The organism is Rhodoglobus sp. G.S.23, assembly GCF_056675935.1.
The window spans coordinates 191,832-212,272 of the sequence record NZ_CM155237.1 but is presented as its reverse complement, the minus strand read 5'-3'; the positions used below and the strand labels follow the sequence as shown (position 1 = coordinate 212,272).

At 58.0% G+C, this 20,441-nt stretch carries 25 protein-coding genes and 1 tRNA gene; 11 read left to right on the top strand and 15 right to left on the bottom strand.

The genetic code is table 11. From position 1 onward, the window contains the following. Window positions 1-44 precede the first annotated feature (44 nt). Window positions 45-878, top strand: coding sequence for a hypothetical protein (locus AC1ENN_RS01105; protein WP_480406425.1), 834 nt, complete (start codon window positions 45-47; stop codon window positions 876-878). A gap of 7 nt (window positions 879-885) precedes the next feature. On the opposite strand, the gene AC1ENN_RS01100 is transcribed toward AC1ENN_RS01105, so the two are convergent. Both AC1ENN_RS01100 and AC1ENN_RS01095 read right to left on the bottom strand, forming a co-directional pair. Then, entirely contained in the window at window positions 886-1,323 is a 438-nt protein-coding gene (locus AC1ENN_RS01100; RefSeq protein ID WP_480406424.1) for a DUF488 domain-containing protein, read from the bottom strand. A 115-nt stretch (window positions 1,324-1,438) separates the two neighbouring features. Continuing rightward, window positions 1,439-2,014: a hypothetical protein gene (locus AC1ENN_RS01095; RefSeq protein ID WP_480406423.1), complete on the bottom strand. Its 576-nt coding sequence runs from the start codon at window positions 2,012-2,014 to the stop codon at window positions 1,439-1,441. On the opposite strand from AC1ENN_RS01095, the gene AC1ENN_RS01090 reads away from it, so the two are divergent. After that, complete coding sequence (locus AC1ENN_RS01090; RefSeq protein ID WP_480406422.1) at window positions 2,013-2,870, top strand: DUF3800 domain-containing protein; 858 nt, start codon at window positions 2,013-2,015, stop codon at window positions 2,868-2,870. The genes AC1ENN_RS01095 and AC1ENN_RS01090 overlap by 2 nt on opposite strands. Before the next feature lie 137 nt (window positions 2,871-3,007). Here AC1ENN_RS01090 and AC1ENN_RS01085 read toward each other — a convergent pair whose 3' ends face one another. The 3 genes from AC1ENN_RS01085 to AC1ENN_RS01075 all read right to left on the bottom strand — a co-directional run bounded on the left by AC1ENN_RS01085 (window position 3,008) and on the right by AC1ENN_RS01075 (window position 4,101). Further along, on the bottom strand, window positions 3,008-3,163 hold the full coding sequence (locus tag AC1ENN_RS01085; RefSeq protein WP_480406421.1) for a hypothetical protein: 156 nt from the start codon (window positions 3,161-3,163) through the stop codon (window positions 3,008-3,010). 21 nt (window positions 3,164-3,184) lie between these two features. After that, a complete protein-coding gene (locus AC1ENN_RS01080) occupies window positions 3,185-3,535 on the bottom strand; it encodes a hypothetical protein (protein WP_480406420.1) in 351 nt (116 codons plus the stop codon). Between the two features lie 347 nt (window positions 3,536-3,882). Then, window positions 3,883-4,101 (bottom strand): hypothetical protein, encoded by a 219-nt coding sequence (locus AC1ENN_RS01075; protein WP_480406419.1) that lies wholly within the window; start codon window positions 4,099-4,101, stop codon window positions 3,883-3,885. Window positions 4,102-4,341: 240 nt separating this feature from the next. On the opposite strand from AC1ENN_RS01075, the gene AC1ENN_RS01070 reads away from it, so the two are divergent. From AC1ENN_RS01070 to AC1ENN_RS01045, 6 genes are all read left to right on the top strand, one after another. After that, on the top strand, window positions 4,342-4,482 hold the full coding sequence (locus AC1ENN_RS01070) for a hypothetical protein (RefSeq protein ID WP_480406418.1): 141 nt from the start codon (window positions 4,342-4,344) through the stop codon (window positions 4,480-4,482). 319 nt (window positions 4,483-4,801) lie between these two features. Next, window positions 4,802-5,050: a hypothetical protein gene (locus AC1ENN_RS01065; RefSeq protein WP_480406417.1), complete on the top strand. Its 249-nt coding sequence runs from the start codon at window positions 4,802-4,804 to the stop codon at window positions 5,048-5,050. Window positions 5,051-6,143: 1,093 nt separating this feature from the next. Then, entirely contained in the window at window positions 6,144-6,827 is a 684-nt protein-coding gene (locus tag AC1ENN_RS01060) for an SOS response-associated peptidase (protein WP_480406416.1), read from the top strand. A 115-nt stretch (window positions 6,828-6,942) separates the two neighbouring features. Then, window positions 6,943-7,404, top strand: coding sequence for a hypothetical protein (locus AC1ENN_RS01055; protein ID WP_480406415.1), 462 nt, complete (start codon window positions 6,943-6,945; stop codon window positions 7,402-7,404). Window positions 7,405-7,434: 30 nt separating this feature from the next. After that, window positions 7,435-7,587, top strand: coding sequence for a hypothetical protein (locus AC1ENN_RS01050; RefSeq protein WP_480406414.1), 153 nt, complete (start codon window positions 7,435-7,437; stop codon window positions 7,585-7,587). Window positions 7,588-8,172: 585 nt separating this feature from the next. After that, window positions 8,173-8,400 carry a hypothetical protein gene (locus AC1ENN_RS01045; RefSeq protein ID WP_480406413.1) on the top strand — a complete coding sequence of 76 codons (228 nt, stop codon included), beginning with the start codon at window positions 8,173-8,175 and terminating at the stop codon, window positions 8,398-8,400. Window positions 8,401-8,444: 44 nt separating this feature from the next. On the opposite strand, the gene AC1ENN_RS01040 is transcribed toward AC1ENN_RS01045, so the two are convergent. Next, window positions 8,445-8,537 (bottom strand): ribonucleotide-diphosphate reductase subunit beta, encoded by a 93-nt coding sequence (locus tag AC1ENN_RS01040; RefSeq protein ID WP_480406412.1) that lies wholly within the window; start codon window positions 8,535-8,537, stop codon window positions 8,445-8,447. 733 nt (window positions 8,538-9,270) lie between these two features. Here AC1ENN_RS01040 and AC1ENN_RS01035 point away from each other — a divergent pair. Further along, window positions 9,271-10,161 (top strand): DNA-processing protein DprA, encoded by an 891-nt coding sequence (locus tag AC1ENN_RS01035; RefSeq protein WP_480406411.1) that lies wholly within the window; start codon window positions 9,271-9,273, stop codon window positions 10,159-10,161. 702 nt (window positions 10,162-10,863) lie between these two features. Here the strand turns inward: AC1ENN_RS01035 and AC1ENN_RS01030 are convergent. The 3 genes from AC1ENN_RS01030 to AC1ENN_RS01020 all read right to left on the bottom strand — a co-directional run bounded on the left by AC1ENN_RS01030 (window position 10,864) and on the right by AC1ENN_RS01020 (window position 12,525). Continuing rightward, complete coding sequence (locus tag AC1ENN_RS01030; RefSeq protein ID WP_462645018.1) at window positions 10,864-11,514, bottom strand: ParA family protein; 651 nt, start codon at window positions 11,512-11,514, stop codon at window positions 10,864-10,866. Between the two features lie 344 nt (window positions 11,515-11,858). After that, window positions 11,859-12,290, bottom strand: coding sequence for a hypothetical protein (locus AC1ENN_RS01025; RefSeq protein ID WP_480406410.1), 432 nt, complete (start codon window positions 12,288-12,290; stop codon window positions 11,859-11,861). A 31-nt stretch (window positions 12,291-12,321) separates the two neighbouring features. Next, window positions 12,322-12,525 (bottom strand): helix-turn-helix transcriptional regulator, encoded by a 204-nt coding sequence (locus tag AC1ENN_RS01020; RefSeq protein WP_480406409.1) that lies wholly within the window; start codon window positions 12,523-12,525, stop codon window positions 12,322-12,324. A 102-nt stretch (window positions 12,526-12,627) separates the two neighbouring features. On the opposite strand from AC1ENN_RS01020, the gene AC1ENN_RS01015 reads away from it, so the two are divergent. Both AC1ENN_RS01015 and AC1ENN_RS01010 read left to right on the top strand, forming a co-directional pair. After that, window positions 12,628-13,188 (top strand): helix-turn-helix domain-containing protein, encoded by a 561-nt coding sequence (locus AC1ENN_RS01015; protein ID WP_480406408.1) that lies wholly within the window; start codon window positions 12,628-12,630, stop codon window positions 13,186-13,188. A gap of 213 nt (window positions 13,189-13,401) precedes the next feature. After that, entirely contained in the window at window positions 13,402-14,391 is a 990-nt protein-coding gene (locus tag AC1ENN_RS01010; RefSeq protein WP_480406407.1) for a tyrosine-type recombinase/integrase, read from the top strand. 56 nt (window positions 14,392-14,447) lie between these two features. Here AC1ENN_RS01010 and AC1ENN_RS01005 read toward each other — a convergent pair. The 6 genes from AC1ENN_RS01005 to AC1ENN_RS00980 form a co-directional block, all read right to left on the bottom strand. Then, window positions 14,448-14,523, bottom strand: a tRNA-Arg gene (locus tag AC1ENN_RS01005). 86 nt (window positions 14,524-14,609) lie between these two features. Further along, window positions 14,610-15,359 (bottom strand): SDR family NAD(P)-dependent oxidoreductase, encoded by a 750-nt coding sequence (locus AC1ENN_RS01000; RefSeq protein ID WP_480406406.1) that lies wholly within the window; start codon window positions 15,357-15,359, stop codon window positions 14,610-14,612. Then, on the bottom strand, window positions 15,356-16,204 hold the full coding sequence (locus AC1ENN_RS00995; protein WP_480406405.1) for a fumarylacetoacetate hydrolase family protein: 849 nt from the start codon (window positions 16,202-16,204) through the stop codon (window positions 15,356-15,358). The genes AC1ENN_RS01000 and AC1ENN_RS00995 overlap by 4 nt, the downstream gene beginning before the upstream one ends. Continuing rightward, window positions 16,201-17,307, bottom strand: a complete 1,107-nt coding sequence (locus AC1ENN_RS00990) for a Gfo/Idh/MocA family protein (RefSeq protein ID WP_480406404.1) — start codon at window positions 17,305-17,307, stop codon at window positions 16,201-16,203. Before AC1ENN_RS00990 ends, AC1ENN_RS00995 begins: the two co-directional genes overlap by 4 nt. Window positions 17,308-17,650: 343 nt before the next feature. Beyond that, window positions 17,651-18,679 carry an isopenicillin N synthase family dioxygenase gene (locus tag AC1ENN_RS00985; RefSeq protein ID WP_480406403.1) on the bottom strand — a complete coding sequence of 343 codons (1,029 nt, stop codon included), beginning with the start codon at window positions 18,677-18,679 and terminating at the stop codon, window positions 17,651-17,653. 90 nt (window positions 18,680-18,769) lie between these two features. Next, entirely contained in the window at window positions 18,770-20,224 is a 1,455-nt protein-coding gene (locus AC1ENN_RS00980) for a glyceraldehyde-3-phosphate dehydrogenase (RefSeq protein ID WP_449648101.1), read from the bottom strand. Window positions 20,225-20,441 lie beyond the last annotated feature (217 nt).

The window sequence follows — 20,441 nt, the reverse complement described above, 5'->3', positions numbered from 1 at the left end:
TGTCCCCATCGAGCTCTAGACTCCTGACGAAAGAGGAGACAATAATGCTTAGCCAGCGGGCCCGAGTGCTGATCACTGTGAAAGCCTCACCTGAGCCGTCGAAAAGTCACGGCGATACCGTTTGCGTTGCTGGCGTCCGGTTGAACGATGACGGCTCAGGGACTTGGGTACGAATCTATCCAATTGCCTTCCGGCATCTCGAAAGCGAACAGCAGTTTAAGAAATTCGAGGTCATAGAGGTCGATCTCACTCCATCTTCAAAGGATGCCCGAACGGAGAGCTACCGCCCAAACTGGGAGACTCTGTCCAGAGATGACCACAACGGGAAGTTCAAAACCTACGATGCCGACGCACGCGGCCCCATTCTCGAAAAGCTCATAAAGCCAACGATGTGCGAACTCCGTATGGGTGTCGTAGCCGACTTGAATGCTCAGTCTTTAGGCCTAGTAGAAGTTCGGGCTCTCAAACCATTAAAATTCGAGGATCACGGACCCTGGACTGAATCTCAAATAGCGAGCATGACGGCGATCATGAATCAGCCCGACTTGTTCGGAGAAGTAAACACGACACCAATGCTCGTTCCCCCGCGATTCAAAGTTTATTATGACTATTACTGCATGACCCCTACATGCCCGGGCCACAAACCTAGAATCCTCGACCTGGAACTTAGCGCGCTCCAGCATCGAAACCGGTTCAAGTCAAACGTAGAGCTGAAGGCAATAATCACAGATAAGTTCCATACAGAAATGTGGAACAAGAGAGTTCGCACGTACTTCTTTGTCGGCAACTTCGGCGATATCGTCAAGCGAAAGAGCTTCTCCGTGCTCGGCGTTTATCGTCCGCCCCGTGCCGCCGACTATCTTTCAGCGCTCTTCTAAGGTCAACCTAGTTCGCAGTAATTAACCTCGCGCGCAATGCCGTCAACACGAGTTCACGGTGGCAGCGCGTCTCGTCCTGCTCGAAACAAAGCAGAGCGACCCGGCCCGCCGTCGAGAGTTCGATTACTCGACTTAGCGCTTCTCGGGCACGCTCAGTGTCAAGCAGCTCACCAAATTTCTGACGCGCGTCACGCGCTGCACTCCCATCAACTTCGACAAACCCCTCACGGTTCTCTCGTGGATTTCCGAGCGATGGAAGGTGCTCATACACGATCTTGCCCTCGGCAAGGCGCTCCTTTAGCGCATTCTTTGATAACCCGCGCTTACGCGAGATCGGGTTAAGACGAACATCAACGACCGTCTGCACCCCCCGAAGGCGCAACTTTGAAACGAGCGCTTCCAAATCAAGTCCCTCGTAACCAACACCAATAACGTTCGCTTCCATAACAACCCAGTCTCCCACTAAAAACTGATGAACTGACGGTCAGAAGCGCCTAGTCAAGGGTCAGGTGACCGACACTTTTGGGTACCTGTTTGCAATTGCGTCGTAAGACTGTCGCCTAATTGACTGGAAATAGCTCGCGAAACCGTGCGAATGCCTCCGGATCCGACGCGAGTTCCATCGCAGCACGCTGATGTCGGAGCCCTTCAACTCGGAGCTCGCTCCCAGAGTCACTCTGGCCTTCGATCGCGTCTTTAACTCGTTTGGTCAACGGCGCTCCAATACCTTGTCGAAAGTTGAAACCAACCAACTGCAGAACGGTCACTGTTTCAACCGACAGCAGTGGCTTAATGGTCTGGATCTGGCTTTTGAGCTTTTCTCCTCCACCCTCATCCATTCCGTCCGCCAGCCCTTCGAGGAGCGGCACCACGGTATCGGCGATGTACGTCACGTCCCCCGGAGTGAGTCGCTGAGCTACCAGTTCTTGCTGGTACGACTGCGCGATACGAGTCAGCTCATTCTTGTCTGCGACAAGATCAGAAACAATCTGCTCCAAGGCAGCAACCTGTTCGATCGCAGATTTCGACGCGCGCATCGCGCCGATCCTGTCGGAAATAGAAGATGCAGTGTTCCGGGCTGCGCTAGCGGTCAGCTGCAGCCCAAGATCAACCAGCTGAGGAGTGAAGTCGTCCATGCGCCAAGCATCTCATAACGGCGCTACGGTCAGAGATCCGAATATTCCCGATTGCGGTTCAATCAATGTGAGTGCACTTTCAGACGCCTTCGACGATGCGCAAGAAAGCCTTCCTCTCTCAAGGCAATTTGGCGATACGCTCTGTCAGGTGTTCTATGCCTATCTCGATGAGTCCTATACGGATGAGCGCTATTACATCGCCGCGGCGGTAGGCGATCAACAGAGTTGGGATTGCGTCTCACAAAAGCTTCAACTAGTTCGACAGCGCACCCACGATGAACATGGGACACCGCTTGACATCGAGTTCCATGCCGACGAGCTCATGAACGGGCGCAAACAGTGGAAACCGCTGAAAGGCAAACATCGTGAAGCAGGCGCCATCTACAGCGCAGTGCTGAACGCTGCCTTGTCATGCGAGATTAAGTTCGTTCTACGCGGACTCGATATCCCACGATTGCACGCCAGATACAAGTATCCAGATCAGCCGCACAATATCGTTTTAGGTCATACCTTGGAACGCTTGCATGAGCGAAGCCGCGATTATCACGCTTCGGAAAGAACAACCGTGGTCGCAGATGAGATTGCGACTCAACGTCAGCACATCGCCCAGTTCGAGGGTTATCAGATCCGTGGAACTCCGGGTTACCGCACGTCTACTCTGTCAACGATTGTCTCGCCCATCGCCTTCGCGCCATCGCACACCAACGATGGTCTGCAGATAGCAGATTTCGGGGTGTATCTACATCGGCGCCGCTCAACTCAGGAAGAAAAACACCAGCAAGCCCGCAAAGCAATGCGGCGACTGGGCGAGAGTTTGGATGCTATGACCATCCACAACATAACGTGGGAGCCTTAAAAAACTAGGACCCCGCAAAGCGAGGTCCCAGGCGTGCAACGTACCGGTAGCCGGTCCGTCGCATTTACAACCTATCACCACAAACTGTGAAGTGCGCAAATATGGTTTCGCTTACCGTTGATCACCTCCATCCAGCCTCAACTCCCGGTCATCATGCGGAATACCTCTTTCGCTGCTGCGTGAATGTCGCCGTGGTGTGCGTGGATCTCTCGCTCGAAGGTGTCGATCGCTTTCTGCAGGTTCTCTTGCTCGGGACTGACCGGCTCGGGGCCGAAGTTTTCTAGCGTGTCCATTGGGTTCCTTTCGGCAGTCGCTTAGCGGGCGATCCGGCTGATGGCGGGCGAGTCAGCGCGTCGTGCTTGTTCGGTGATCCAGCGCGCGACTTCTACGGGTCGAGCGTCGAGGTGAAGACCTGACGCGATCGTGGTGGTGCCGCCGGCGATGTCGAAGTACCACTGGAGGTCGTCGTCTTCGGGGTCGATGGAGGCGGTATCGCGGGGGTCGTCGACGTTTCCGCGGGTGCCGAGGTCGATGTGGAGGGCGAACGTTCCGCCCATGTCTGCCTCGAGCGTTACGGCGAATGGCAGGTACGCCTCGACTGCTCGCACTGCGTTGTCCACGGCCACGATCCGACGTTCGCTGCTGTCCATCTGTAGGGTTCCCATCTCTGGCTCTTTCCTCTTTGCCACCATTTGTTTTGCCTGTCTGGCGAGTGAATCAAGTAGCGGCTGCGGGGGAGAGCGCAATGGACCGTGGAATACCGGACTGAGCGCAGCGAGGGAGGATATGCCGCGAAAGCCATTGCGCTCGGAGGAAGCAGACGCGCACGATTTTCGACCCAGACAGGCATGACTATGCCGAAAGAAAAGAACGGAGCGTCAGCGCAGTTTCAACACGCTTCGTCTTTTACTGAGTCTCGGCACTCAGGCGTCAGGGACTTCTGGGGTGCGCGATCGATGTGTGAAAGACATGACTCGAGGGGGCGGCTTCCGCCGCCCCCTCGAGGTTCTCGCTACTGACTCTTGCGATGCTGGAGCGTGTCCAGGATCGTGATTGACCCGTCTCCCTCGACCTTCAAGGTCGACAGAAGCTGGTACCCAAGGTTTCCGTACATTGCCAGATCTACTGCTCGCCCGGCGAGCTGCTCGCTCTTTCTGATGGTGTTGACTCGGGTGCCAAGCGTGGTGGAGACGGTCACGATATCGAAGGTCTCTTTCTGTGAGTTAGCCATTGTTTCTCTCTCTATTGGGTTATCAGATTCGCGGTGCCGATTTGGCACGCAGTGCAATAGAGAGTGGAGGAGGCGTAAGTGCCCGCAGAGAGCGGTTGCTAAGCGGGGGAACAAAGTGGAGGAGTCTGCAAATAGCGAACGAAGGGTCGCAGCCGAGACCACGAACTATGGTCGTAGAGACAAATTGGCGCCGCGAATCCACCCACCAACAGACGCAGCAATGGGCGTACCCTCAAGTGCATGTGCGGACGGTTTGCTTTAGACGACAAGGTCAATGCTCTGATCGAGGAATACGTCGCAGCCGGCGGCGACTACCGTCAATGGTCAGCGTCCTGGAACATCAAACCCACCACCCAAATTCCGATCCTCTTCGAGGATTAGGTGGTCCCTTGCCGTCCCTCTGGGCGAAGGATCCTTCCCAGAGAATCCCGACGTTCAAGGTCCGCCTGCAGAAAACCATCCACAACAGCTATGCGGCGTGGTCGGCTACTCAACCCTCTTTAACCAGCGCATCCCAACGGCCTTCACCCCTGGGTTCCAAGGAAGATGCATCTCTCTGCACAGCCTCTAGACTCGGGATTGAAACCGTCGTGCTAAAGATTAGGCTGGGCCGTAGGCAATCTAGAGAGAGCGGCGGGACAATACTATGAAACCATTTGGTGAATTATCCGTAGCGGAAGCGGTCACCGCGAATCGAGTTGTGGCTACGCTCGCGGCTCGGGACGAAAAGACCGAGTCTTGGGATATCGCTCTCTACTCACTCCAGCGTAATGAGCCACTTGCGAGCGATGTAGTGAGCCTTGAGAGCAGCGTAATGGGCGAATTTTTGGATGAACAGGTCAGAGTGATGCTCAGCCGGATTGGACTGTCTCGCGCAGACAGCTGGTCGGTTAGCGGAAACTCCATCTTCGCCGCGCGAGTAAGTAAATTAAATAACCTCAACTATTGACTACCTCTCCGCTGTGAGAGAAACTTATGAAAACCGCGACATGGACCCGAAGCGTGCCGCCTCACTGGAAGGCGAACAATCATGAAAAAGATAGTCGGGTTGTCTCTCACAGCCGCTCTCGCGATAACCATGGCATTGGCAGGGCCAGCCATGGCGCAAGAAACCCAGTCCACATCAGGACAAACGGCCACCACGATAACCGCGCCGATGTATGCGACACCGCTTACACGTGAAAATGCTGCGGATTATGGTTATGAAATCCGTCAAGATGTCGACGGCAGCTACTACGGAGTCCCTATCGGCACTGCCGCAGGGAGTAAGTTGCACGCTACCGATGCGTTGCCCATAAATGACGTTAGCGCTCGGGGAACAGTCACTGGAACATGCGGCTCGTCATACGTGACGTTTGATTCCCAGCGGGTCGTTCGCACTGGGTATTACATCAAGCCATCTTTCGGAAACCCACTCAGCCACGGTTGGCACATAGCAATTACATCAAGCATTGACGCTGGCTCCTACGACCTTTCCGGTTGGGCACCAATCGGTTGGCAATCTTGGAACGGCAGCCGGACAGTGCAAGAAATTGCCCTTAACGGGCAGAGCTTAAGCGCCGTAGCAGGCGGATACACGGTGACCAGTGGTGGGATCTGCACCTCAGGCGGCCCTACAGCTAGCATTGTTTATCACGGGTAGTTTGACCAAAATGTATTAGATGGGGTCCGCGCCAACAAAGCTGACTTCCAGCCTTTAGCCGCGGACCCCACATTGTTCAGCGCGAATCAGAGATTCGGCTTCAAAGAAACGTTCACATCCCCCAATTCAGAAGCTGGATTATCCGCATCGAACACTCGATGGAGCATCGTGCCAAGCACCTAGCTCCACGGTTCGCCCATTGGGAAAAGCAATGTGTGGGCCGCCCGTTGAAATGGGAGCGTGAGAACAACGGAACTTCCAACGAGTTAAGCTGATCGCTCAAAGTACAACGTTGGCTAAAGAAGTGCGCATGGTCGATTCAGGTTTCCAGGCGAAATCTGCAGTTGCTGCTGCGGCTTCACCCACCAAGTGACGGAGCAATGGGGGTACCCTCATGTGCATGTGTGGACGGTTTGCTCTAGACGACAAGGTCAATGCTCTGATCGAGGAATACGTCGCCGCCGGCGGCGACTACCGTCAATGGGCCGGGTCCTGGAATATCAAACCCACCACCCAAATTCCGATCCTCTTCGAGGATGAGGAAGATGGACACCGCTCCGAGCTGGCCCGGTGGTCCTTAGTCGCTCCGTGGGCGAAGGATCTCTCCCAGAAATTCCCCACGTTCAATGCCCGCTCGGAAAACATCACCGAGAAAGCCACGTGGAAGAACCCGGTGAAAACGAAGCGGGCCATCGTGCCGGCTACCGGCTACTTCGAGTGGGTCACCGAAGGCAAGACGAAGACTCCGAACTTCATCTACGACCCTGCTGGCGAGCTGCTCGGTTTCGCGGGGCTGTACTCCTGGTGGAAAGACCCTTCGAAAGAAGAGGATGAGGCGTGGTTGCTTTCGACCACGATCCTCACAATGGCGACAGTTCCGGAGCTGGCGCATCTGCATGATCGAAACCCGGTGACACTCCCCCGCGACTTCTGGGACGAATGGACCTCGCCCACGACAGTGGGCGATCAAACTTTGGTCGATGCCGCTGTCGCGGCAGCAATCCCTGTCGCAAGCGCCCTTACCTCCCACCAGGTCGCACCGCTAACCGGAAATGACCCCAGCCTCATCGAGCGAGTTTCCTAACCGAGCAGCATCTGCTGCTTGGGTGTCTGGTCATCAACAGCCAACCGCCGGCGGCTGTTATCCCCAAAAGCACTCATTCGATCTACGCAGCTCAAGCACTACTTAGGCTGCATAGATGGGAAAGGTCATCGGACTAAACGGCAAGTCCATTGATCCGATGATGCTGTCTATCCGAGCAGCGCTACGGGCTGAGGGTGCTGCCTCGCAGCTCCTGAAAGGAATACCCATCTCCGTCGATGAGTGGCGGCGGCAAGTGCGCGTCGTGGCGCGTGAGCTTGGACGTCCCGTGCGGACATTCGTTTCAGTCGAAGCAGTCCACGCAGTACTGCGTGATTGGCCAGCCGACGATCGCGAATCGCAAATTCAGGATCGCGCACTCGAAGAGGCGGTCGAACTCAGCAAACTAGCGACTGAGATGACCACCCCAATCAAGGAATGCCCCTCGTGCGGCAAAGAGCGCCACTGGCGATCAAGTGACCGCTTAGAGAAGGCGGGCACCATCGTTTGTGCTCACTGCGGACTCGTGGAGCTGCAACCACTCCCCCAGTGCACCAGAGATCTCCCGCCTGGCCGATAGTTAGTCGGCGGCCACGCCTATGGTGATCTCGTGGGCAGCAACAAGCGCTATGCGCGTCAAGTAGACGCACGGATGGATGCGAGCATCGTTGAGCGCATCATGGCCTCTAGTGCCCCGGAATCACTCAGCGACGAGGAACTGGAACTGGGTCGCTTCGACCTCACCCTGAACCGTCCCGGGTGAGAACGCGACACGCCCGAATCAACCGAACTAACTTCTACGTGCTCCCTAACAAGAGCCGAAATATTTTTAAACCGCCGGTGACCGGCAAACCCGCCCCCGGGAAAGAACCTGACTAGTTACCCCACAGATATGAAAGCAAGTATCATGGAGGTATGGGTATGAGGTCCACCTGCTGGCGACTAACGAAAGCATCGGCGCGTTTGGCGGGCCGGGCGCTTTCGGTGCTTGGCGCCGTAATGAGCGCCAGTTCTCCTGAAAGGGCGAACGCTCCGTTGCTGCCCCCGAATCCAGACCCTCGCCGCCCCGACGATTTTCGTCCCTGAGGGCTTTCTCTACCGGCGGCGCTTCGAGCGCCACTCTCGGAACTCCTGAATCGGCGAACCCAGTCACGCAAGCAATTGCGCTACGCGAAAGTTCACGGTGGGTGAACGCGGAAGCCGTAGTGCATGACACGAAAATGGGTGTGGTGATTCCGCTTGGAGGCGCGCCGAGGTGGCCTGCCGTTGATGACGGTAGGCGTTCTTGTCTGGCGCGCTTTTAGGGGGTTGCGACCAGTGGGGTTAGTTCGACTTCGTATCCGAGTTTGTGGAGCTGATTGATGGCGTTGTGGCGGGTGCCGCTCGCATGGGTCCGTTGAAAGTAGTCTTCACCCAGGTCCTCGAAAACGGCCCCGTTCGATACACGGACGGCGCCCTCCAAGTCGAAGCAGACGCCGTGGCATGGACAGAACGTGCGGTAGCGATCAAGTGGCAGACCATCAGCGGGCAACCACACCGCGCTTGGGTCTGGGGCTCTGCCGTCGAATCACGCTGACGAAGTCAGCGCGAAGTGCCGACCAAACGGCCGGCACCTGCTGCCTACTGGCAGCTATCGCACTGCAGGTCTTCCATCGGGTCGATAGGGACGATGTACTCGTCGACGTCGACATCGGCTTCTGGTTTCTTGTTCATGATGAGCTCCTTGGGTTGATGGTCTGTTGGTTGGAGACGCCCAACAGCTCTGGTCCGCTCGGAGTGCAACCCACCGTGGCAAAAGTTTGCGCAGCCAAGTTTTCCGCGAAAGGGGTTTCGGTGCGGGCGGCAGAGCTGAGTCTCTTCGCTGCCAACGGCCACTACCCAAGATCAGACATAAGAAGGTCTGACGACGCTCGTTGATGACGAGCAATTGGTGAGCCGATGGCTCCTGTGTTCTAGCAACTTTGTTGTCTTTTTTCGCTGGAGGAGTGTAAGCACGATTCCTCTCTTCGCAAGTGCTTTCGCGGCATATCCTCGCGGAACTCCGGTATTCCACGGTCACTGGCGAATTCACACCGTCGCGCCATTTCGCACTGTGTGTCGAAAAAGACATGGGAAGGGATAAAGAAAATGCAAAGAGACACAGAGACCGTAGGCGAGTATCAGGTGCCCGTCGATCCGATGGACGACTTGAACTGTGAGGCGTGCGAGTAATGGCTACCGCTATACGGGAAAAGTTGGATGAGCTCTACTTCCTCACGCCGGCTGAAACAGCCGAGCTCCTTGAACTGACAGTCGAGGATTTGCGGAAGATGCGGGCTGCGGGCATGGGCCCTCGGTTCGTCGCTCTCACCACTCGAACCGTGCGCTACTTCACCTCATCCTGTCGAGCTAGATCTCTTCTGCCCGAAGGCAAGAAAAGGGATCAATCTGAGGAGGGTGGCTCACTATGAGTGTCAACTCGCTGTCACTTTCCATGGGGACCACGTCGTGTGTGCTCGATGACGACACCATCGCTCGGATAGCCCTGGCCTGTGCAGGGGTCAGCGGGGATCCTACTGTGGCTATCGGAATCGACATCCTCGGGGGTCCCGGTGCGTTCGTTGCGGCGGTTCACGATGGACGAGATCGCCCAGTTGCCTTGTCGCATCTCGTGCGTCAGCGGATTCGCGCACTTGCATCAGCAAACCGCGTGGCGGATGTGCTGCGCTCGATGAGCCGCAACGGAGGGCACGTGTTAACACCGCGAGATGTTCAGTGGCCGAGCCAGTTGAGTGCACTCCGGCGCAGTGCGCCTCTAGTGCTCTTTGCCCAGGGCAATGTGGCGGTCCTTGAACTTCCGGCAGTTGCGATCACGGGAACCGCTGACCCAACTGCCGGCGCAATCCACATGACGATCGAGTTGGCGACCGGTCTTGCCGACCGGCGATGGGTTATTGCTTCAGGAATGACTCAGGGTGTCGACCAGCTGTCAATGAGTGCCGCCGCCGCAATGCGAGGAAGAACGATCACTGTCGCTGCGGAGGGGCTCCTCGGCACTGACGTTGTGGATGGTTCGGTGCGAATCAGTGAATCGCCACCTATGAACGCGGTCACGGTTCGAGGGCAGCGTCGAGCCGAGCAACTGCTGGCCGCAATAGCGACGAAAACAATAGTCGTGGAAGCGAGCAAATCCTCCGGCGCGCTTCGCACTGCGGAGGCTGCTATTTCGATGAACCGTCCCGTTGGTACCGTGGCGCAAACAAGTATGAGCAAAACTGCGGCGGGAAGCATCGACCTGCATCTGCGTCACAGCATGGTGCGAGTCGCGTCCGTCAAGGATGCCGACAGGCTCCGGTGATTAAGTCTTGGCACCTACTCACCTGCATCAGGTTTTTCGGTGAGGGCGCGTTGCAGGGAGGGCGCTGACGCGGGCTGATTTAACTACGTCCCAGGGCGCAGTTAAAATCAGCGCGGTGTCGCTGGTGAGTGCGCGGTGAGTGGTCTCAGCGATGGAGAGCCTCACCAGGCCTTGAGTATCGAGTACTGGTCAGATACTGGCGTGGCGGGCAGTCCACTGAAGGCTGCCCGCCGGTCACCAAGGATGGATACGTCGTCCCAGTTATTTACGCAGGTCATGACGTCATTGACTTGCGGATCGAGTCCTCGTCGTCGCCGGCCGCGACGCCAATCTGGGCGAGGAGTAAGTCGATCGCGACCCTTATGAGGGAGTTCTCAGTGATCCGCGCTCCCTGGCTTTTTTTGGCCCTATTGAGGCGTCTCGCCTCGACCGTGAGTTGGTTCTGTTGGTCTTCGCGGATTCTTGTCTCTTTCCTCACGTAGCGTAGATAAGTCGGTGTAGGAGCATCAGGTGTTGGCCGCGTGCGCTCGTTGCTTTCCTTCAGTACCGTTTTCTTTCGAGGCGAAGATCGAACCGGGTCAACCGCGATCCGCGGGCGCCCGGGGGCCGCGACTTCGATTCGGGACGCATCCGGTAGAGGTAGTGTGGACGGTCCCTTATCACCGACGTTGCCGAGCAACTTGCCAAGATTAGCGCGAGCCATTAGTTGCTCGAAGTTGCGGCGTTGGCCCAGATCGACATCAGCTCTAGTGCTACAGCGCGGTAGTCGTCGATCGACTTCGCCGTTTGCTTGAACTCAGGGTATTGGGTGACTACTTTGCCTTCGATCGGTGCGTCAGCATGGATCTTGTAGCGGCGAATCGCACGTCCGAACCTAGGCAGCCCAAGTTCGTCAACAAGGCGCTCGGCGTCTTCCAGCTGCCCTGGCACCCTCATGTCGATCTTACTGAGCAAGACACGGAAGGGCGTCGAGGTTGGCTCGATGAAGGTCCGCACGGTTCGCATCATTGGCGGGATGCACAAGGCTTCCGGCTCTGTAGGGACGATCGCAAAATCTGCGACAGAGAGAACCGAGGACAGGATGTCGCTGTCAGTTAGATTGCCCGGGGTATCGACGAAGACCACGTCGTACGGCAGGTCTCTCATCCGTGCCAACGTTGCCGGGTCGGTGTCGTCAGCGAAGTCGAACGGTAGTCCGTCTCCCGCGGTCGAGGCCCACCAGGTCGTCGATTGCTGGGGGTCAACATCCACGACCAGGACGCGTGAGTTTTCCGCGGCGATTGCCGCGAGATTCATTGTCGTGGTGGTCTTGCCCGCTCCGCCCTTCTGGTTGGTTATGGCCACGATCCTCATGAGCGCACCGTCCTTGGTAGTTCCAAAGTTATGGACCTCGAAGGTTCGTGTGTTCGTGAGTCTGTAAGTTCGGATGTTCGTGAGTCTGTAAGTTCGGATGTTCGTGAATCTGTGGGTTCGGATGTTCGGGTGTTCGGCGCACTAGCGCAGGTCGGTGCGCCGAGGCAGTGACTGTAGGACTTCGCGAGTCCGACAGTGTCGAAGTTCGTAAGTCCGAAACTCCGAAAGTCACGAACTTCCTCGCCTGCGCGTACTGGTTCTGTTTTGTTCATTTCTGGTCTCTTCCTGTTAAGGGGGCCTAGTTTTGGCCCCCTGACTGACAACTTTTCGGTCCCCTTAGAGGACTAGAAAGTTGCCCTCTGTGGGTACCAATCCGTGGTCCCCTGGCCGCCGATGAACGGCAGGACATTCGGATCGTTTGTCTGTCGCCGTGTTGTCTGCGGTCGTGCACTGTCGAGCATCAATTCGTACTCGGAGGTCAGCCCCCTGCCGCCAGCCCGCAGTCGCGTGATCGCGCCGCTCTCGACGAGTTCGTGGACTGCACGCTTTACGGCCCTGTGTGCCGCATCGCTGCCATTCTCAGGGGCAAGAAACCCCAAGGCAATGGCCGACATCTCTCGGCCCCCGAAGTACCTCCGCGGCTCCTGAGCGTCGCGCTTTTCGTCCCAACATTCCAGTGCCATGTGGAGAAGCAAGCGAGTAGCCGTGTTGCCGAGCCTCAACCGAGCAGCCACGAGGATCGCGCTCTTGGCGGCATAGAGTCCCATCATGTCCATGGCAATGCTCGAGAATTGATGCATTCTTTGGTCACGCGACCACTCGCGGAGCGGTGCAGCTTTGGGCGCTGGATTCAAGCCACGCCATGATCTCCGATCTCTTGTAGAGGACAGTTCGCTCCGTCGGCTTGTAGAAGCGTGGGCCGCGTCCACGAGTCCTCATTTGAGCCAATGCAGCCATCGACATTCCCGTGATCTCGCCAACTGTGGCGGGACGAATGAATTCATCTTCCATGGTGTGCTCCTCATTTTGACAACGTCAGTGTGTTAGCGTTGTTGATATGACGGTACACATGAATAGTAAGTTTGACAACGACAAGACCTGTAATCTGTCGAAATGGCTGATTTCAGATCGGAACGCACGCTGGGCGCTCGAGTTCAGGCAGCGCGAAAGGCTCGGGGGTTCCGCACCACACTCGATCTTGCTAACGCGATCGACGGTGGGAACGTTTCTGAGTCGATCATCGAAAACATCGAAGCTGGCCGAAAAGCAAGCATCGATGTCAGCCAGTTGCTCAATATTGCGATGGCCCTCGGGATCGCACCCAGCTATCTGCTTGCACCACTCGGACGCCCTTGGGAGGGCATCGATCTTCCAAACCTAAGCCGAGCATTCGAAGGGATGAGCAGCGTTGAGTTTGACTCTTGGTTTTCGAACGTGCCTGAGAGCGGTTTCCAGCCGCAATCCATAAGCGGACGCAACGCAAGCTCAGAACTGCAGGCCTTGCGGGAATGGGCGTCTCTCACCCGTGAGGTGGCTCGACTTGAGGTCGCTCGTGAACTTGAGGTTGCGGCCGAAGGTGGCCTTGCCGCGCGGACTGAAGCTCGCTTGACTTTCGCGCGCGATGAAAAGAATCGACTTGAGTCTTATCTCGGCACTGCCGGGTGGGAACTGTAGAACGGCGAAGCTCTCTCCACGGAGGCCTTCGGGCCGCAGATGGAGAAGAGAATGGGAACGGTAGAGCCTTACGAGACATCAGGTGGCCGACGGTATCGGGTTCGATACAGGAAGCCAGACCGAAGCCAAACAGACAAACGTGGCTTCAAGACGAAACGGTCTGCTGAGGAGTACCTCGCGACGATCGAGGTATCGAAACTTCGTGGTGAATGGATGGAACCGACCAAGTCCAAGGTCACTGTCGGGGAGTGGGCGCGGCCCTGGTACCTTGCTCACAGCGAACTCAAGCCAACGACACTATTCGGATACGACCAAGCACTGAGAAAACACGTGCTTCCTCGCTGGGCGAAAACCCGGCTGAATGACGTCTCCCACAGCGACGTCCAGAGCTGGGTGACCTCGCTATCCGCTACGCACGGCGGTTCATCAGTGAAACAGACCTATTTAGTCTTAGCTGGCATCTTTAAATTTGCCGCTCGAGACGGTCTCGTGGTTAGAAACCCATGCGAAGGGATCCGGCTTCCTCGAATCCTGAAAAAGGAACGTGGCTACTTATCGCATGAGCAAGTCGCCAAACTTGCGAAGTCGGCTGGGGACCAAGGTGACGTGGTTTTGTTGCTCGCGTATACAGGAATCCGTTGGGGGGAACTCGCTGCCTTAAAGGTTGAGCGAGTAGACCCGGTAAAACGCCGGATCAATATTGTAGAAGCCATCACCGAGCCAAACGGCACCATTGTCTGGGGCACGCCAAAATCACATGCGCGGCGGTCAGTTCCATTCCCCGAATTTCTCGACACAGTGATCGCGCGTCACATGAGTGGTAAACACAGGAGCGATCTACTGTTCACTGCGCCCAAGGGCGGCGTGCTTAGAAACTCGCAATTTCGGAAGCGTAGGTTCGATCGCGCAGTTGCTGAGCTCACGGCCGCTGATCCGCAGTTTCCCCGTGTAACGCCACATGACTTGCGGCACACCGCCGCGAGCTTGGCCGTTTCGGCCGGAGCACACGTCAAATCCTTGCAGCGAATGCTCGGACATGCGTCTGCGGCGATGACTCTCGACGTCTACGCAGATCTCTTCGATGATGACCTGGACGCGGTTGCAGCCGCTTTGAATGACAGGGCAGTGTCCTCAAGTGTGGGTGAAATGTGGGCAAAAGTAAGTATTGAGAATTCGGAACCAAGAAAGAAAGAAAAGCCATAGAAACAAAAAACCCCCGCTGACCGGGGGTTTTCATGTTTCTAACAACTGATTTTGACTGGTGCGCCCGGAGGGATTTGAACCCCCGGCCTATTGATCCGTAGTCAATTGCTCTATCCGCTGAGCTACGGGCGCATCTCATTGACTTACGCCAACCAGAAAACTATACCAGCGGTTTAGGCCTCCCACTGACACTCTGGCTAGTCGGATGCCGCGAGCGCCTACTTTCTGACGCGAAGGTGAGCAACGCCGCCATCAACTTCGAGCGCGGTGCCCGTGGTCGAGCCAGAGAGCGGACTCGCCAAATACGCGATCGCGCCGGCCACTTCTTCTGGTGTCACCATGCGTCCCGTGGCCTGACGGGCATCCAGTGCAGCACGTTCGGCGACAGGGTCGTCGAAGCCTTGAAGCATTCGCTCCACAAACGGAGTGGAGACTGTGCCGGGGCTGACGGCGTTGACGCGCACCCCATCCGTCACATGATCGGTTGCCATCGCGTAGGTGAGGGCGAGAACGGCACCCTTTGATGCACCGTAGAGTGCCCGCTGCGGGAGCCCATTGAGGGCGGCGATCGAGCAGAGGTTCACGATGGCGGCGTTCTGCGACTTGCGCAACCAGGGCATCGCGGCCGCGGAGACCCGGGCCATGCCGGTGACGTTGATGTTGAGCACGCGCGCCCATTCGGCGTCATCGTTGTCTTCGACAGTTCCCACGGCACTGATGCCAGCGTTATTCACGACAATATCGATGGCGCCGAGCTTCTCCCCTACGGCGGCGATGGCCGCGTCAACGGAAGCACGATCAGACACGTCGGCACCGAAACCGTGCAGGCGAGCATCCAACCCCTCGGGGTTCAGGTCGAGCACAGCAACCGTCGCACCGCGCTCGGTAAGAGTCAGCGCGGTTGCGAGCCCGATGCCCGAAGCGCCACCGGTGACGACCGCGACGAGGCCGTCGAATTCGGCGTTCATGCTTGCACCATCGCTTGACGTGCGCGGCCAAGTCCGTCGATCTCGAGCTCAACGACGTCACCCTCGCGCAGGTACGGCTGACCCTCGATTCCCATGGCAACACCAGCGGGGGTTCCCGTGTTGATGACGTCGCCGGGCTGCAACACCATGAACTGGCTCAAGTACCAAATGATGTGGTGGACACCGAACGCCATATTCGCGGTCGTACCATTCTGGCGTTCTACACCATTCACCCACAGCCGCAAGCCCAAGGCTTGAGGGTCGGACACCTCGTCGGCGCTCACCATCTCAGGCCCAAATGGATTGAACGTTTCGCAACTCTTGCCCTTGTCCCAGGTTCCGCCGCGTTCGAGTTGGAACTCGCGCTCGGAGACGTCGTGTGAGACGGCGTAACCGGCAATGATGGCGGCCGCGTCATCCGGGGAATCAAGGTAGCGAGCAGTGGCACCGATCACGACGCCGAGTTCGACCTCCCAGTCAGTCTTGACACTCTGGCGCGGGATCAGCACGTTGTCGAACGGGCCGACCATCGTGCTGGGGTCCTTCATAAAGATGACGGGTTCATCCGGAAGCGTTGCACCGGTTTCTTCGGCGTGGTCACGGTAATTGAGGCCGACGCAGACGATCTTGCCCGGGCGCGCGATGGGGGCACCGACGCGCACACCCTCGGTCTCGATGGCAGGAAGCGAGCCCGCGGCGACAGCGGCCCGAGCAGCCTCTACTCCGCCCGCCGTGAAGAACGCACCATCAATGTCTGCTGCGATGGAACGCAGGTCGAAGGCTCCCCCGTCGTGAAGCACAACAGGAATTTCTGAGCCAACCGGCCCGAGTCGCGCAAATCTCACTGAGTGTTCTCCTTCGTTGCCAACGCGATACCTTCGCGCTCTTGTGATTCATAGCCAGCCTCGACAACAGCCATGGTGTGCATGACGTCATCGACCGATGTCGGAAGTTCAGGAACGGAGCCCTCGACATACCGCTGGAGGGCGCTCATGGAGCCAATAAAGGCATCCGGGAACCAACTCCCCTGAAATTCCACGGGTTGCCAGCCGAGCTCGGGCTTGTCGGTGTACGCAATCGCAAGCGCATCGGGGCCACCACGCGGGTAGTCGAGCATGAGGCCCATCTGGGCGCGAATGGCACCCTTGGTGCCCTCCCACTTAATGAAGGCCTCTTCGAAGTCGCTGCCGAACCCGTGATCGTGGTTCGTGCTGATCGTGACCCGCAGCGGGCGATTCCGGTAGCGCATGATGATCGTCGAGCGAGTGTTCGAGACCTGAGGTTTCGCGGGGTGCCGCACGGTCGCAACACTCACGCCGTCGGGGTCGCCCAGGAACGAACGCACAAGATCCATGTAGTGCACGCTGTGCATATTGAGTTCGAGATGATCCATACCGAGTACATGCGGGAAGATCTCCCAGGGCGTCTCGGTCGCGACGCGGATCTCCAGGTCGTAGAGCTCGCCGATCGCGCCCTCGGCGATGAGCTTGCGCGCCTCCGCTACGTACGGAGCGAACCGCAGCTGCGTGTTCACGGCCGCGACAAGATTCTTGCGGTGACAGATGTCGAGCAGCACCCGCGCATCGGCAAGGTTCTGACCGAACGGCTTCTGGATGAGAACGGCAGCACCATCGGGCAGTTGGTCGAGCACTGCCGGATACTGCTCAGGCATGAGGGCGAGATCGTAGACGGCTTCTTTTGGGGCCGCAGCTACGGCATCCGACAACGACGTGTACACGTTCGGGATGCCAAACTCATCAGCGAGCGCCTGCGCCTTGGCCGCGGTGCGGTTTACAATCCCCCACACCTCGAACCCGGCCTTGCGATAGGCGGGAAGGTGCGCGTCTTTCACGATTCCGCCGGCACCAAGCATGACGATGGGGCGCGGCTTGTTTGGCATCACGACCGTGTACGCCTCGGCGGGCTGACGTTCGGGAAAGTGCGACACAGGTTGCTCCGGCTCTCATAGGCGGTAAAACTCGTGATCAAACGATATATCAAACACCCGGGGTGGGCAATGGGGCGGCAGTACAGGCGGCCGGATGGCTCCCCCTGGCCTTCGGAAGCTCAGGAGATTTCGGAAACTCAGGAGATTAGTTCCCGAACTGGCCTTGGCAGCGCTCCAGTACCGCCGAGGAGCGAAATCTCCTGAGTTTCCGAAGGTGCCGTGCACTGCCGTGCACTGCCATGCACTACAGCGCACTACCGCGAAGGACCGCGTTCATAGCTGAACCATAAAGTGCGGCCCGCCCTAGGGGCAGGCCGCACTTAAGTCACGTCAGTGAGCAGGTCTAGATCGCACCCCTCGGGCCCTGAATCAGATCTTCGTGATGGATCTGGGCAACGTTGGGGTGCGCCCGCATTCGATAGCGAAGGGCATTGTCTCCGTAGGTCTCGAGGATGGGGCTATTGGTGGGGTCGAGTGAGAGCCCGCGAGCCTGAGCCGCAAGCTCGGGCGGCAACTGCAACTGCGGCATCACGGTATCGAGGGCCGGGTTGAAGAAGAAGGGAATCGAGATGCGGTCGTCGCCGATCAGCGGTGAGATGACGCGGTGCAGCGTCGCTTTGAGATAACCCTCGGTTGCGAGCTCAAGCATCTCGCCAATGTTCACGACGAAAGCGCCAGGCTTGGGCGGGACATCCACCCACTCGCCCTGGAAATCAACCTGCAGACCACCCTTACCGGGCTCGACCATCAGCAGCGTCAGAACACCACCATCACGGTGAGCACCAACACCCTGCTTCGGCTCTGGGTTAGATTCGCCCGGGTACCGCACAATCTTCAGCTGCGGGAACGGCTTCTCGGCGAAGGCGTTATCGAAGACGCCCTCCGGCGCCCCGAGGGCGTGGGCCCAGGCGCGCAATAGTCGCAACGAGACGGCACTGAGTTTGTCGTTCCATTCGTTGACCAACCCGCGAAGCTGGGGCACGGCATCCGGCCACAGGTTGGGGCCTTCGAGACGCCAATAGTCGGCAAGCCCGGCAGCATTGTCGACAACGTCGCGCTCGGGCCCAACGTCGATCTGCTCGCGCCAATCAGTCTTACCCTCGGTCAGCTCACCGCCCACGCGCGTGTAGCCACGGAACTGCGGGCTCTTCACGTTCTCCACAGCCAGCTTCTGCTCGGCGGGCAAGTCAAAGAACTCGCGGGATGCCGCAAGCAGGTCATCCATCAATCTCTCGTCGACACCGTGCCCGACAAGGTAAAAGAACCCAACATCGTGGGTCGCACACAGCAGATCGTCACGAAACTGGGCGGCCGATTCTGGGCCGCCATCGAGTAGCGAGAGATCAATTACTGGGAGTGCGGATTCGTTCATTTAACGATGTTCACACGGGCGACCTGAGAGTTTTACTTTGTTACGCCCACAGCGCTACGCGTGGGCGTAACACGATCACAGTTCGGAGAATTATGAGCCGACAGCGGCGCGTTCGGGAATAACTTGCGGGTGTGTTTGCCCCATGTGCTCGATGACGCGCACGACCTGGCTGGTGTAGCCGAACTCGTTGTCGTACCAGACATACAGCACAAGATGCTTGCCGTCGCTGATGGTGGCGAGTCCGTCCACGATGCCCGCGCGGTGCGATCCCGTGAAGTCACTAGAGACAACCTCGGGCGAATCGATGAAATCGATCTGCTGCTGCAGAGTCGAATCAAGGGAGAGGTTGCGCAAGTAGCGATTAACCTCAGCACGCGTCGTTTCGGTCGCGAGGTTGAGGTTGAGAATCGCCATCGACACATTCGGGGTCGGAACCCGGATGGCGCTGCCAGTGAGCAGGCCAGCGAGTTCCGGAACAGCCTTCGCAACTGCCTTCGCGGCACCTGTCTCGGTGATGACCATGTTCATCGGTGCTGAGCGACCCCGACGGTCTCCCGAGTGGAAGTTGTCGGTCAGGTTTTGGTCATTCGTGTACGAGTGCACGGTTTCGACATGCCCGTGCTCGATGCCGTACTGGTCATTGATTGCTTTGAGCACCGGCGAGATCGCGTTTGTCGTGCACGACGCAGCGGAGAGGATGGTGTCGGTATCGGAGATTGTGTCGTGGTTGAGCCCGAAGACAATGTTCTTGATATCGCCCTTGCCGGGGGCAGTGAGGAGAACACGCTTCACGCCCTGTGACTTGAGGTGCTGGCCGAGGCCCGCTTCGTCACGCCAGCGACCCGTGTTGTCGACGACGATGGCATCCGAAATTCCGTATTCGGTGTAATCGATCGTGGCGGGATCGTTCGAGTAGATCACTTGAATGAGGGTGCCATTGGCCAAGATTGTGTTCGCGTCGGTGTCGACCGAAATGGTGCCCTCGAATGGACCATGCACGCTGTCTCGACGCAGCAGGCTGGCGCGCTTCACGAGGTCATTGTCTGAGCCGCGGCGCACAACAATCGCTCGCAGGCGCAGCCCTTCGCCGTTGCCGGCGTGCGCGATGAGGATGCGGGCCAACAGTCGACCGATGCGTCCGAAACCGTAGAGCACGACATCCGCTCCCGACGGTTTTGTCTCGCGGCCATTCTTGAGCGCTGGGGCAAGTTCAGCAGCGAGGAAGTCGTCGAGCGTTCCGCCCTGCTCGCGGAAGCGATTCACGAGCTTCGCTAGGTCAATGGATGCCGGATTCAATGGCATCGCCGACAGCGCGAGCATCACCGGCATGGTCTCTTCAATCGGCAGTTCACTCTCGTTAATCTGCCGCGCAAACCGGTGCGCTTTGAGCACTTCGACCGGAGACTGGTTGATAAGGCGACGCCCGTGAATCGAGGTCACAACGCCGTGGTTGCGATACAGCCCACCGATGAGCGGAATCATTGCCTCGGCCAGTTCTTGGCGGGCGTTCCATCGGGAAAATTCGTCGCTGTGTTCGCGTTGCATCAGGTTCCTTCCGACTGCAGTGTCACGGGGCCGCGAGCGCGCTTGTGACGTGGCTGGCCCCGCCTCCATTCTTCCAGACGGATGCTCGGCCCGGGCTGCCAGTGGGATGCAGTTCGGGCAACACTTTAGACAGCGCCAAAGGGGGCGATTCTTAACGGGGCGGGCGGCCGGGATTTTGCCCGCTTCGGCGCCGGGAACGCCCTTGGTTTAGCGATCT

What these genes read in the sequence shown, in the direction of transcription:
- AC1ENN_RS01000 (WP_480406406.1), bottom strand. Translation starts at nt 15,359, where the DNA reads ATGAACGCCGAATTCGACGGCCTCGTCGCGGTCGTCACCGGTGGCGCT.
- AC1ENN_RS01075 (WP_480406419.1), bottom strand. Translation starts at nt 4,101, where the DNA reads ATGGCTAACTCACAGAAAGAGACCTTCGATATCGTGACCGTCTCCACC.
- AC1ENN_RS01035 (WP_480406411.1), top strand. Translation starts at nt 9,271, where the DNA reads ATGAGTGTCAACTCGCTGTCACTTTCCATGGGGACCACGTCGTGTGTG.
- AC1ENN_RS01080 (WP_480406420.1), bottom strand. Translation starts at nt 3,535, where the DNA reads ATGGGAACCCTACAGATGGACAGCAGCGAACGTCGGATCGTGGCCGTG.
- AC1ENN_RS01040 (WP_480406412.1), bottom strand. Translation starts at nt 8,537, where the DNA reads ATGAACAAGAAACCAGAAGCCGATGTCGACGTCGACGAGTACATCGTC.
- AC1ENN_RS01060 (WP_480406416.1), top strand. Translation starts at nt 6,144, where the DNA reads ATGTGTGGACGGTTTGCTCTAGACGACAAGGTCAATGCTCTGATCGAG.
- AC1ENN_RS01010 (WP_480406407.1), top strand. Translation starts at nt 13,402, where the DNA reads ATGGAACCGACCAAGTCCAAGGTCACTGTCGGGGAGTGGGCGCGGCCC.
- AC1ENN_RS00980 (WP_449648101.1), bottom strand. Translation starts at nt 20,224, where the DNA reads ATGCAACGCGAACACAGCGACGAATTTTCCCGATGGAACGCCCGCCAA.
- AC1ENN_RS01070 (WP_480406418.1), top strand. Translation starts at nt 4,342, where the DNA reads ATGTGCGGACGGTTTGCTTTAGACGACAAGGTCAATGCTCTGATCGAG.
- AC1ENN_RS01055 (WP_480406415.1), top strand. Translation starts at nt 6,943, where the DNA reads ATGGGAAAGGTCATCGGACTAAACGGCAAGTCCATTGATCCGATGATG.
- AC1ENN_RS00985 (WP_480406403.1), bottom strand. Translation starts at nt 18,679, where the DNA reads ATGAACGAATCCGCACTCCCAGTAATTGATCTCTCGCTACTCGATGGC.
- AC1ENN_RS01100 (WP_480406424.1), bottom strand. Translation starts at nt 1,323, where the DNA reads ATGGAAGCGAACGTTATTGGTGTTGGTTACGAGGGACTTGATTTGGAA.
- AC1ENN_RS01105 (WP_480406425.1), top strand. Translation starts at nt 45, where the DNA reads ATGCTTAGCCAGCGGGCCCGAGTGCTGATCACTGTGAAAGCCTCACCT.
- AC1ENN_RS01020 (WP_480406409.1), bottom strand. Translation starts at nt 12,525, where the DNA reads ATGGAAGATGAATTCATTCGTCCCGCCACAGTTGGCGAGATCACGGGA.
- AC1ENN_RS01085 (WP_480406421.1), bottom strand. Translation starts at nt 3,163, where the DNA reads ATGGACACGCTAGAAAACTTCGGCCCCGAGCCGGTCAGTCCCGAGCAA.
- AC1ENN_RS01095 (WP_480406423.1), bottom strand. Translation starts at nt 2,014, where the DNA reads ATGGACGACTTCACTCCTCAGCTGGTTGATCTTGGGCTGCAGCTGACC.
- AC1ENN_RS01030 (WP_462645018.1), bottom strand. Translation starts at nt 11,514, where the DNA reads ATGAGGATCGTGGCCATAACCAACCAGAAGGGCGGAGCGGGCAAGACC.
- AC1ENN_RS01090 (WP_480406422.1), top strand. Translation starts at nt 2,013, where the DNA reads ATGCGCCAAGCATCTCATAACGGCGCTACGGTCAGAGATCCGAATATT.
- AC1ENN_RS01015 (WP_480406408.1), top strand. Translation starts at nt 12,628, where the DNA reads ATGGCTGATTTCAGATCGGAACGCACGCTGGGCGCTCGAGTTCAGGCA.
- AC1ENN_RS01025 (WP_480406410.1), bottom strand. Translation starts at nt 12,290, where the DNA reads ATGGACATGATGGGACTCTATGCCGCCAAGAGCGCGATCCTCGTGGCT.